The sequence below is a fragment of the Idiomarina rhizosphaerae genome, assembly GCF_024159085.1.
Taxonomy (GTDB): Bacteria; Pseudomonadota; Gammaproteobacteria; order Enterobacterales; family Alteromonadaceae; genus Idiomarina; species Idiomarina rhizosphaerae.
This window is the reverse complement of the sequence record NZ_JAMZDE010000003.1, coordinates 159,959-172,023: the sequence shown is the minus strand read 5'-3', so window position 1 is coordinate 172,023 and position 12,065 is coordinate 159,959. Positions and strand designations below refer to the sequence as shown.

11 protein-coding genes are annotated in these 12,065 nt (G+C 48.7%); 9 read left to right on the top strand and 2 right to left on the bottom strand.

Features of this window, described 5'->3' with window-relative positions; genetic code table 11:
* Positions 1–14 precede the first annotated feature (14 nt).
* On the top strand, positions 15–815 hold the full coding sequence (lgt, locus tag NJR55_RS03165; protein ID WP_253617777.1) for a prolipoprotein diacylglyceryl transferase: 801 nt from the start codon (positions 15–17) through the stop codon (positions 813–815).
* Between the two features lie 219 nt (positions 816–1,034).
* Entirely contained in the window at positions 1,035–1,886 is an 852-nt protein-coding gene (locus tag NJR55_RS03160; protein WP_253617775.1) for a thymidylate synthase, read from the top strand.
* A gap of 190 nt (positions 1,887–2,076) precedes the next feature.
* On the opposite strand, the gene NJR55_RS03155 is transcribed toward NJR55_RS03160, so the two are convergent.
* Complete coding sequence (locus NJR55_RS03155; protein WP_253617773.1) at positions 2,077–2,634, bottom strand: REP-associated tyrosine transposase; 558 nt, start codon at positions 2,632–2,634, stop codon at positions 2,077–2,079.
* A gap of 543 nt (positions 2,635–3,177) precedes the next feature.
* Here NJR55_RS03155 and NJR55_RS03150 point away from each other — a divergent pair.
* Genes NJR55_RS03150 through tcdA form a run of 3 tightly spaced genes read left to right on the top strand, consistent with a single transcriptional unit; the run spans position 3,178 to position 5,394 of the window.
* Positions 3,178–4,200, top strand: coding sequence for a response regulator (locus NJR55_RS03150; protein WP_253617771.1), 1,023 nt, complete (start codon positions 3,178–3,180; stop codon positions 4,198–4,200).
* Positions 4,197–4,616, top strand: a complete 420-nt coding sequence (locus NJR55_RS03145) for a PAS domain-containing protein (RefSeq protein ID WP_253617769.1) — start codon at positions 4,197–4,199, stop codon at positions 4,614–4,616. The genes NJR55_RS03150 and NJR55_RS03145 overlap by 4 nt, the downstream gene beginning before the upstream one ends.
* Positions 4,609–5,394, top strand: a complete 786-nt coding sequence (gene tcdA, locus NJR55_RS03140; RefSeq protein WP_253617767.1) for a tRNA cyclic N6-threonylcarbamoyladenosine(37) synthase TcdA — start codon at positions 4,609–4,611, stop codon at positions 5,392–5,394. The genes NJR55_RS03145 and tcdA overlap by 8 nt, the downstream gene beginning before the upstream one ends.
* A 115-nt stretch (positions 5,395–5,509) precedes the next feature.
* Here the strand turns inward: tcdA and NJR55_RS03135 are convergent, their stop codons facing one another.
* Positions 5,510–5,872 carry a SufE family protein gene (locus NJR55_RS03135; RefSeq protein WP_253617765.1) on the bottom strand — a complete coding sequence of 121 codons (363 nt, stop codon included), beginning with the start codon at positions 5,870–5,872 and terminating at the stop codon, positions 5,510–5,512.
* 124 nt (positions 5,873–5,996) lie between these two features.
* On the opposite strand from NJR55_RS03135, the gene NJR55_RS03130 reads away from it, so the two are divergent.
* From NJR55_RS03130 to NJR55_RS03115, 4 genes are all read left to right on the top strand, one after another.
* Positions 5,997–6,746 (top strand): electron transfer flavoprotein subunit beta/FixA family protein, encoded by a 750-nt coding sequence (locus NJR55_RS03130; protein ID WP_114981866.1) that lies wholly within the window; start codon positions 5,997–5,999, stop codon positions 6,744–6,746.
* On the top strand, positions 6,743–7,672 hold the full coding sequence (locus NJR55_RS03125; protein WP_253617763.1) for an electron transfer flavoprotein subunit alpha/FixB family protein: 930 nt from the start codon (positions 6,743–6,745) through the stop codon (positions 7,670–7,672). The genes NJR55_RS03130 and NJR55_RS03125 overlap by 4 nt, the downstream gene beginning before the upstream one ends.
* 181 nt (positions 7,673–7,853) lie before the next feature.
* On the top strand, positions 7,854–9,752 hold the full coding sequence (locus NJR55_RS03120; RefSeq protein WP_253617761.1) for a DUF1302 domain-containing protein: 1,899 nt from the start codon (positions 7,854–7,856) through the stop codon (positions 9,750–9,752).
* A 268-nt stretch (positions 9,753–10,020) separates the two neighbouring features.
* Entirely contained in the window at positions 10,021–12,036 is a 2,016-nt protein-coding gene (locus NJR55_RS03115; RefSeq protein WP_253617759.1) for a S9 family peptidase, read from the top strand.
* Positions 12,037–12,065: the final 29 nt, after the last annotated feature.

Sequence of the window (12,065 nt, the reverse complement as noted above, 5' to 3'; positions counted from 1 at the left end):
AGGGAGTACAAGCAGTGCCGTCTAATGACTATTGGCAATTTCCGGCCATTGATCCTGTTCTTTTTCATATTTGGGGACCTTTGGACATTCGCTGGTATGGCCTGGCCTATATAGCGGCTTTTGCCTTCGCTTATTTTTGGGGCATGCGCCAGACCAAAACAGACCCCAACTGGAGCAAGGAAGAGTTCAGCGACTTGATGTTCTGGGGTTTTATCGGCGTTATTCTCGGTGGTCGCATCGGTTATACCCTGTTCTATCACTTCGACTACTTTATCGATAACCCGTTGTACCTGTTCTATATACACGAAGGCGGTATGTCGTTCCACGGCGGTTTGCTGGGTGTTATTGCCGCTATGTATCTGTATGCCCGCAAAAAACAGCGCTCATTTTTGCAGGTAGGTGACTTTGTTGCTCCGTTAGTGCCAATGGGGTTGTTTTTCGGACGCATTGGTAACTTTATTAACGGCGAGCTTTGGGGGCGTGCGGCAGAAGTGCCCTGGGCTATGTATTTCCCCAGTGGCGGGCCGGTGCCACGCCATCCGTCGCAGTTATACGAAGCCTTGTTAGAGGGCTTGCTGTTGTTCGCCGTTATTCTGTGGTTCCAGCGCAAACCCCGTGGCGTTGGTGCGGTTAGCGGACTGTTTCTGTTAGGCTACGGCGTTGCACGCTTTATTGTCGAGTTCTTCCGCGAACCCGATGCTCACTTAGGTTTATTATCACTCGGCATGTCCATGGGCCAATGGCTGACCCTGCCAATGATCATTCTGGGTGTTTTCCTGATGGTTCGTGCAAAGAAACAATCGCCTACGGGCTGATGGATGCGGGACGTAGCCTGACATTTATGTCAGGTGGGATATTAGCCCTGACATAAATGTCAGGCTACGAAGAGGTTATGTGAGATACCGTTCCTGACATAGATGTCAGGCTACTGCAGATGGCCTTCCACGGATAAGATCTCACCTGATGCAATAGCATCAGGCTACAGCATCAGGTACGATATAAAACATTACGCACAAGATGATTCTGCATAAAAAATGAAACAATATTTACAACTGTGCCAACGCATTGTCGACGAAGGGGTCTGGGTTAAAAATGAACGTACAGGCATTAACTGCCTAACGGTCATAAACGCTGACTTAGAGTACGACGTTGCCAACAACCAATTCCCGCTAATTACTACTCGGAAAAGCTATTACAAGTCGGCTATTGCTGAGCTTCTAGGGTACTTGCGAGGCTACGACAGCGCCGCTCAATTCCGTGATATTGGCTGCAAAACCTGGGACGCCAATGCCAACGAAAACCAGGCATGGTTGAATAACCCGAATCGCAAAGGCGAAGACGACATGGGACGCGTTTATGGCGTGCAGGGGCGCTCATGGCAAAAACCGGACGGAAGCCACTTAGATCAGTTGAAAAAGGTTATTAATAACCTGTCGAAAGGCATTGATGACCGCGGAGAGATAGTGACCTTCTATAACCCGGGCGAATTTGAACTGGGTTGTTTGCGTCCGTGCATGCATACCCACAACTTTTCACTGTTAGGTGACACGTTGTATCTGACATCGTACCAACGCAGCTGCGACGTACCGCTGGGACTCAATTTTAATCAAATTCAGTGCTTTGTTCTTTTAGCTTTGGTGGCACAAATTACCGGTCACAAGCCGGGCAAGGCATATCATAAGATAGTGAACGCTCACATTTATGAAAACCAGTTAGAGTTAATGCGCGACGTTCAGTTGAAACGTGAGCCTTTCCCATCGCCGCAGCTGCACATAAACCCAGACATTAAATCTCTGGAAGACATTGAAACCTGGGTCAGCAAAGACGATTTCACCGTCAGCGGTTACCAGTGCCACGAACCCATTAAATATCCCTTCGCCGTGTAGCCTGACGTTTACGTCAGGAAGGATGTCGAACACAAGGCACCGCCTAATTATTTGGGCGGTATTTTCATCGGTGATATCTCACCTGACATAAATGTCAGGCTACGCCCGTAATATCGCAGTTTATCTCCCGTAGCCTGACGTTTACGTCAGGATCGATGTCGAACACACGGCATCACCAACGCAGGTTGCGTCATGGGTCGTACGCGGCGAGGTTACTGTCTACCCAAGATTCGTTAATGTAAGCCCAATCGGGTGGGTAGCGCCTGTTGCGTAGATATTGGTTCAAAGTTGAATAGGGCCATTCGGTAGCGTTTGAAACGTAACGGTGTTTTACCGGGTTGTAGCAGCAGTAAAGTAAGTACATATAAAGTTCTTTTTCGTTACGAATTGTGTGCTCCCAATATCCTTTTTGCCACAGGCTGTTTAGTTGACGTTTTTGTCTGCTCTTATTCTTATAGTGCGCGTTGTAATTTTTGTGTGAAAATTCTGGCAAAGCTTTAGAGGTTAAGGCCTTAATTTTAGACCATCGAACCGGAACATTCGTGTCCATTATTCTCAATACGCAATGCAGGTGATCAGGCATGACAACCCACGCCTCTATTTCAAACGGGTGAGTTTTTATGGTCTCTTTCACGGCACTACGTAACGCCGCCAGAACATCGGGGCGTGTTAGTACCTTTTGTCTTTTGTAGGTGCAAACGGTAAAAAAATACCATCCACCTTCGTAGTATCTGCGTACACTAGTCATGCAGCTAATTAATAGTCATAACCCAGAAACGGTCAATTCCATTGTGTTGTAGGAAAACGGCGTATTGGTTGATGCAGCCTGACATTGATGTAGCCTGACGTTTACGTCAGGAGCGATGTTGAACACAAGGCATCGCTTAATTATTTAGACGGTATTTTCATCGCGGATATCTCACCTGACATCAATGTCAGGCTACAACACCGCTGCAACTTATCCGTTCGTAGCCTGACGTTTACGTCAGGAAGGATGTCGAACACAAGGCATCGCTTAATTATTTAGACGGTATTTTCATCGGTGATATCTCACCTGACATAAATGTCAGGCTACAACACCGCTGCAATTTATCCGTTCGTAGCCTGACGTTTACGTCAGGAAGGATGTCGAACACAAGGCATCGCTTAATTATTTGGGCGGTATTTTCATCGGGGATACCTCACCTGACATAAATGTCAGGCTACATCGGCGGGCATATTCACATCCATGGCATCAGGTTGTGGCCTGCGCTAGAATAAAAGCATTCAACAATGGCGGGAGCCTGAATCTATGACGTTAAAAGTCACTCTGTGCGATGACTCCAAAATGGCGCGTAAGCAGCTATTACGCACGCTGCCAGATGACTGGGATGCAGAGGTTCACCAGGCGGAGCACGGAGAGCAGGCACTCACCTGCGTGCGCGAAGGTCGCGCCGAAGTACTGTTTCTGGATTTAAATATGCCGGTAAAAGACGGCTATGAAACCCTGCAGGCCATAAAAGAAGAGCAATTAGAAACCCTGGTTATTGTCGTGTCCGGTGACATTCAGCCCGAGGCGCAAAAGCGAGTGCAGGCTCTGGGTGCTATGGCTTTCGTTAAAAAGCCGATGAAGCCAGAGGACATACAAACCCTGTTGCAGCAGTTTGGCCTGTACCAACCGGCCGCGGGTCAGCTTAAACTGGCCGATGAAACACCACAGGCTCCGGCGAATCCGCTGGATGTCTACCGGGAAGTATCAAACGTTGCCATGGGGCAAGCCGGTGATCACTTAGCCCGGGTGTTGGATACTTTTATTGAACTGCCTGTACCTAATGTGAATTTTATCGCCCCTTCCGAACTGCACATGGCAATAGAGTCTATCGACACAAACAAGCAGGTAGCTGCGGTAAGTCAGGGGTTCTCCGGCAGCGGTATTCTGGGTGAAGCACTAACACTGTTTAACGACGCCTCTATTGACGATATTGGCAAACTGCTGGGGGCTAAGCTTGGCGAGAGCGGCTCAGTTAAGCAACAACGCATTGAGTCGTTAATGGACGTTGCGTCCATTTTGTCCTCAGCGTGTTTAAACGGTTTAGGCCAGCAACTGCATGTGGAGTTTGCGGCTTCGCAGCCGGTGCTGTTAGGCGAACATCAGTCTATGCGGGAATTGATTAAACACGGCGAACATCGCTGGCAGAAAATTCTGGCAATAGAAATTGGTTATCAGTTACCGGAGCACAAACTGGCCTTCGATTTACTGCTGTTATTCCCTGCCGACGCGGTGAAAATTCTTGACCAGCAGCTGGCCCATTGGCTCCAGGGAGACGACGAATGATAGACGATATGGACGAACTGCACAGCAAGCTGAGCATTCTGGGTGCTATTGATGTCGGCATTGTGGTTATCGATAACGACAACAACATTCAGATGTGGAACGAGTTTATGCAGAACCACAGCGGCCTGCGCCCTAGTGAAGTACGCGACAAAAATTTATTTCGCTGCTGCCCGGGTATCGAAGAGGCCTGGTTTCAGCGTAAAATTGACCGGGTGCGGCAGTTAAGTTCGCGGGTGTTTATTACCTGGCAACAGCGTCCTTACGTCTTTCGTTTTCGCCATAGCCGCCCAATAAGTGGGCAGAGTGAATGGATGTATCAAAACGTCACCCTAATTCCGCTGAAGAACCCTCGTGGTGAAGTGCACCAGGTGGGCATTATTATTTACGATGTGAGTGAACAACCCAGCCATGAGTGAAGAAGTACCTGATCAACGTTTTGGCGGCGTAAGCCGTGTTTACGGGCAAGCGACGTTAACGCATTTTCAGCAGTTACATATTGTGGTCGCCGGGCTTGGCGGCGTAGGTTCCTGGGCAGTGGAAGCTCTGGCGCGTACAGGTATTGGTAAGCTAACGCTTATCGATCTGGACGATGTCTGTGTCACTAACATTAACCGCCAGCTACCGGCAACGGATAACACCATAGGCCAGCTTAAAAGCGAAGTATTGGCGCAGCGGGTGAAAAGCATTAATCCTAACTGCGAAGTGCGGGTAATTGACGACTATTTGCTGCCGGAAAACTTTGAAGAATACTTAACCGGCGCCGATGCCGTGCTCGATGCCATAGACAGCGTTAATACTAAGTCAGCACTTGTGGCCTGGTGCAAACGTCGCAAATTACGCATAGTGGTGTGCGGTGGAGCGGGTGGGCAGATAGACCCTAGCATGATCCGGGTAGCTGATTTAGCCAAAGCCAAGCAAGACCCTCTGTTGGCCAAGGTGCGCTCACAACTGCGCCGCGACTACGGCTTTTCCAAGAACCCCAAACGTAAATGGGGCGTCGACTGTGTCTATTCCGAAGAGCAACTGCGCTATCCAATAATTTCAGGTGAGCACGAAGGCAACGTCACACTGCAGAAACCAGGCTCCGGCACCATGCGCATGGACTGCAGTTCCGGCTTTGGCGCCGCCATGGTGGTCACCTGCAGCTTCGCCATGCAAGCCACTGCTACGTTATTGAAGCGATTGAGCCCGTAGCCTGACAGCCCCAGATGTAGCCTGACGTTTACGTCAGGAACGATGTTGAACACAACGTCGTCATCTAATTATTTGGGCAGTATTTTAAGTGGTTATATCCCACCTGACATGAATGTCAGGCTACAACCCTTAGCTTCAAGGTTTTGGCTACCTGATACAGGCCGTTGCTGCGCGAGGGGCTGAGCGCGTTGTCGAGGCCTTCGGCGCGGTAAAAGGCGTCAATATCAAAAGTCGAAATCTCAGCAACAGAACAGCCGTCCAGCCGTTGTTGCAGCAGCGCCAATAAGCCGCGCACTATGCGTGACTCCGAATCAAAACGAATCACTACTGCCTCCACATCAGAGGTATCCAGCCATAGCCACACTTTAGCCTCGCAGCCGCCCACCAGATGATCGTCATCACGACATTCCGCCGGGTATTCTGGTAGACTTTTAGCTTGTTGAACTAAGTGACGAAAAAGCTGTTCCCAGCTGGCCATGTAAACTCTCCCTTACGGCAATAGAGTTTTATTCTCCCATAACTTGTGAGATCGACGCCAGTCTAGGATAATGGCAACATAATAAATACCAACATTCAGAACATTCCAGAAAAAGGAAGACAACATGAAGATACTTGTCGCGGTTAAGCGCGTCATTGACTACAACGTCAAGGTGCGTGTTAAACCAGATCAGTCCGATGTCGATTTGGCAAACGTCAAAATGGCACTTAACCCATTCTGTGAAATTGCGGTAGAAGAAGCCGTACGCCTGAAAGAAGCGGGCACCGCAGACGAAGTGGTTGTCGTTTCTATTGGCCCTAAAGCGGTGCAGGAACAACTTCGCACAGCCCTAGCATTAGGCGCTGACCGTGCCATTCAGGTTGAAACCGACGACATGCCGGACTCCTTATCCGCCGCCAAAATCTTAAAAGGCGTAGTAGAGAAAGAAGGCCCGGACATGGTTATTCTGGGCAAACAGTCTATCGACTCAGACAACAACCAGACCGGCCAGATGCTGGGCGCTTTAACCGGTATGCCACAGGGCACTTTCGCGTCTAAAGTGGAAGTGGGCGACGGTTTTGTTAACGTCACTCGTGAAATCGACGGCGGTCTGCAAACCGTTAAGCTTAACCTGCCAGCGGTTGTCACCACCGACCTGCGCCTGAACGAGCCGCGTTACGCGTCGCTGCCAAACATTATGAAAGCCAAGCGTAAGCCGCTGGAAACCACAACCCCGGACGAACTGGGTGTGGAAGTTAAGCGCACTATTAAGCTACTGAAAGTTGAAACCCCTGCCGAACGTAGTGCCGGCGTGAAAGTAGCTGACGTAGATGAGCTGGTCGACAAACTGAAAAACGAGGCGAAAGTATTATGAGCATCTTAGTGGTAGCAGAACACGACAATAACGCGGTTGATCCATCAACCCTGAAAACGTTAGCCGCTGCACAGAAAATCGGTGGCGACATCGAGGTACTGGTTGCTGGTAAAGGGTGCTCAACTGTTGCCGAAAACGTAGCAAAAGCTAACGGCGTGAAAAAAGTTTTTCTGGCAGACAACGAAGCTTACGCGCATCAGTTAGCGGAAAACATCAGTGAACTGGTTGCCGATTTAGGCAAAAATTACAGCCACATTCTGGCACCAGCCACAACTACCGGCAAAAACTTCATGCCGCGCGTTGCTGCATTATTAGACGTAGCGCAGGTATCTGACATTATCTCGGTAGAAAGCGACGACACTTTTAAGCGTCCTATCTACGCAGGTAATGCTATTGCCACGGTGCAGTCAGAAGACAAAGTCAAAGTGATTACCGTACGTGCAACAGCTTTTGACGCCGTCGCAGAAGAAGGCGGAAGCGGTGAGGTTGAAAGCATCGACTCAGTATTTAATAACGACAAATCTGAGTTTGTGGAAGAGCAACTGGCCGAATCCGAGCGTCCTGACCTGACCTCAGCAGAAATCGTTATTTCTGGTGGTCGCGGTATGCAAAACGGCGAGAACTTCCATATGTTGGAAGACATCGCTGACAAACTGGGCGCTGCCGTGGGGGCATCTCGTGCCGCGGTCGACGCTGGTTTTGTACCAAACGACATGCAGGTTGGCCAAACCGGTAAAATTGTTGCACCGCAGCTTTATATAGCCGTGGGCATTAGTGGTGCTATCCAGCACCTGGCCGGTATGAAGGACTCTAAAGTCATTGTTGCTATCAACAAAGACGAAGAAGCACCTATCTTCCAGGTTGCAGACTACGGTTTAGTCGCCGATTTATTCGACGTACTACCGGAATTAAACAGCAAAATTTAACTTCTATTAGCTGTTAAAAATCGCTGCTGACGGGCAGTTTTAGCCGTCAGTAGCGACATTTCCCCGCACTTTTTCTAACAACTTGTTATATTTTCGTGTTCATATACTTGCATATTTTTAACTCATCGGACATGATTCAGACATAACCGCCAAACAAGTTAAAAAGATTAGGTGGCTCACAATGAAAAGAAGAACAACTATGCTAAAAAAACTTCCTCTGGCTACGGCCATTGCACTGAGCTTTGCAGCATCAGGCCAGGCAGCTGACTTTGAAGTCGGCGATTATGAAATTAAATTCGACTCTATTCTGTCTTACGGCGCAGCGTGGCGTATGGAAGATCAGGCTAACCACCTGATCCATCCCGGTAACATGGCTGGTGGTACGGCTCAATCTAGTGTCGGCGACGACGGCAACCTCAACTTTGATAAAGGTGACTTAGTGTCATCGGTATTCAAAGGTGTACACGATCTAAGCATTGATGGCGGCAGTCATGGTGCTTTTATTCGTTTCAACTATTGGTACGATCATGTGGTTTCAGAAGAAAATATGCCGCATGGTCACGCAGGTAACAATTATTATCCTGATACCAAATTAAATGACGATATCTTTGACGATTACTCACAAGGTAAAGGCATCGAGTTACTCGATGCTTTCGTTTACGCTAATTTCGATTTAGGCAGCATGCCAGCCAGCGTACGTTTGGGTCGTCAGGTGTTAAGCTGGGGTGAAAGTACCTTTATTTTTAACGGCATTAACGACATTAACCCGTTAGACGTTAACGCGGCACGTCGCCCTGGTGCAGAAATTAAAGAAGCTTTGCTGCCAGTTGGTATGTTCAGCACCAGCATTGGTTTAACCAACTCACTCAACTTAGAAGCGTTTTACCAGTACGAGTGGGATAACACCAAGCTGGACGGCTGTGGTACGTACTTCTCGAGTGTTGATATTATTGGTGGTTCAGGCTGTGGCAAAGTTACGCTTAACCCGCAATTAGTTCCGGGTGACCCTAACAGTTACCTAAGTGACTTTGAATCGGTACAGGCAGGTGCTTATATCGGCAGTAATCCAACCCTGGAAGCTTCTGACAGTGGTCAGTGGGGTGCAAACCTGCGTTATTACTCGTTAGATCTTGGTGCTGAGTTTGGCGTTTATTATCTTAACCTGCATAACAACACGCCTATTATTTCGGCTTATAACTGGATAGATGATCCTCGAGCCAGCCAAGAAGGCGTATCGCCTCTGGATCTTGGTTTTACCTGGTCTTCTCCTAATGGCTACCCTATTGATGGCCCTCGGTTGGTACTCGAGTACCCTGAAGACACCGAAGTTTATGGCTTTAGCTTTAGTACCAATTTAGGCCTATGGTCTGTTTCGGGCGAGTACAGCTACCGCGATGGCGTGCCTGTGCAAATTAACACCACCGAAATTTTAACGACTGGCCTACGTCCAAATGTACCAAGTACTTTTTCAAACCGCTTTAATAACACACCGTTTGGCGGTAATGGTTTAGCTCATGGTTATGACCGTTTAGACGTTAGTCAGACCCAATTAAGCTTTGTGCGTTTTGTTGACCGTTTGTGGGGCTCAGATCGCATGACTTTCGTGGGTGAAGTGGCTATGAACAACGTTCACGACATGCCGGGATTACAAGAGCAACGTTATGGTCGCCTGCCATTGTATGGCAAGTGTTTAACTCAGGCTGATATGGATCCTTTAATTGGCGCGGCTGGACAAGCTGGACGGGATGATATAGCAGGCGCTTTGCAAAGCCGGGTCGGCAACTGCGAAGGTTTTGCGACATCTACCTCATGGGGTTATCGCACCCGCTTCCAGTTTGAATATTCAAATGTTTGGCAGGGCTGGGGTTTAAACCCAACTATTCAGTTTAATCATGACGTAAATGGCTACTCAACTAACAGTAACTTTATTGAAGGTCGTAAGTCATTAGGCTTGAATTTGATGGCTGATTACCTGTCAACTTACAAAGTTAGTCTAGGCTACACCATGTATTCTGATGAAGAACTTGATCCGCTAGCTGATCGCGATTATGCGTCAGTCAGCTTCTCATACGCGTTCTAATTCATTGAATTAATGTGTTAACCACGATAAAACCGTCTCTACTGAGGCGGTTTTTTTATTTGCGCGACGTGATATGGGACGTAACCTGACATTTATGTCAGGTGAGATACGGAACGGATTTACCTTGTAGCCTGACATTTATGTCAGGTGAGATACGGAACAGATTTACTTTGTAGCCTGACATTTATGTCAGGTGAGATATCGCTCCTGACGTAAACGTCAGGCTACATAAACCTCAGGCTTATGTAATATTTCCGGGAGAACAACAATGAAAAAATGGATAATAACAGCGGCGGCGCTGATGCTTTCGGGCACAGCAGCAGCCCAGGAAAAACTCCAGTTAGAAGACATATTCACGCTGGAATACGCATCATCACCTACCATTCACCCCAGCGGCGAGTGGACGGTGTTTGTCCGTCAGTCTATGGACATAAACAACGACCGCAAAGTCGGGCGTTTATGGGCCAGCCTGCCAGACGGTGATATTCGGCCGTTAACGGGCAGCCAGGGCAGTGAAAGCCAGCCGGTATGGTCACCCAGTGGCGACCGTCTGGCGTATGTATCAACCGAAACCGGCTCTCCACAGGTTCATATTTACTGGGTCGATTCCGGTGACAGTGCGGCAATTACTCAACTAACACAAGCGCCGTCTGGCTTAAGCTGGTCACCCGACGGCAGCCAAATTGCGTTTTCCATGTTTACGCCCAAGTCACAGCCAGCACCGGTCAGCTTACCGGGCAAACCCGAAGGTGCCGACTGGACTGCTGCGCCTAAGTATATCGACAAAGACAATTATCGTTACGACGGCGGTGGTTATGCTAAAGATGGACATCAGCAAATCTATGTTATTCCGGCAACCGGTGGCTCTCCGCGTCAGCTAACAGACGAAGAATTTAATCACGGCGGGCAAGTCTCGTGGTCGCCGGACAGTAAGCATATTTTCTTCTCGGCAAACCGCCGTGATGACGCATTCCGTCAACCAGTTAACAGCGAAATTTATCGCCTAACTCTAAGCTCCAAAGAAATTACTGCAATTACTGAACGTGACGGCCCCGATGGTTCGCCAAAAGTCTCTCCAAACGGGGAGAAAATTGCTTTTACTGGTTATGACGACACCAAAATGAGTTTTCAGGCCTCTAATTTGTACGTAATGGACTTAGACGGTTCAAGCGTCGAACTGCTGACAGGAGATTTAGACCGCAGCGTTACAGGGTTTGAATGGGACCGTGACAGCGAAGGTGTTTACTTTACCTACGACAACAACGGGGTCGGACAGCTGGCGCGCACCGACTTAGACGGAGATCATCGCCAACTGACCAATAGAGTCGGCGGTCTGTCTTATGCCCGGCCTTATGGAGGTGGCGACTTCAGCGTAGCCAAAAACGACCGTATAGCTTTTACTATCTCTAATCCTATGCGTCCGGCGGAGCTGGCATTATGGGACGACGGCGACGTACAGCAGCTAACTCGTTTAAACGAGGATGCGCTGGCACATAAGCAGTTAGCCAAAGTAGAAGAAATTAACTACAAATCGAGTGTCGATGGCATCGACCTGCAGGGCTGGATAGCCTATCCGCCGGGTTTCGATAAAGACAAAAATTACCCGCTAATGCTGGAAATTCACGGTGGTCCGCACACTAACTATGGTCCTCGTTTTGCGGCTGAAATTCAGTTGTTTGCAGCAGCTGGCTATGTGGTGCTTTACACCAACCCGCGCGGCAGTACCAGCTACGGCTCTGACTTTGCTAATGAAATTCATCACAACTACCCAAGCCACGACTACAACGACTTAATGGACGGCGTAGACGCAGTTATTAACAAAGGCTTTATCGAAGAAGACGAGCTTTACGTTACCGGTGGTAGTGGCGGCGGCGTGCTAACCGCCTGGATAGTCGGCCATACCGACCGTTTTAAAGCTGCGGTTGTGGCTAAGCCGGTTATTAACTGGTACAGCTTTGTGCTCACTGCCGATATGTACAACTTCTTCTATCAATACTGGTTCCCGGGTCTGCCGTGGGACAATATGGAACATTACATGAAGTATTCGCCTATCAGCTATGTCGGCAATGTGACTACGCCAACCATGCTGTTAACTGGTGAAAACGACTATCGTACGCCTATGTCAGAAACCGAGCAGTATTATCAGGCGCTGAAACTTAAAGGTGTGGACACCGCTATGGTGCGTATTCAGGACTCAGGCCACGGTATTTACGCGCGGCCCAGTAACCTGATGAACAAAGTGGCTTACATTCTGCATTGGTTCGAAAAGTACCGGGACGAATAACTCAGGTAGACTAAGTCACCGTAGAACGT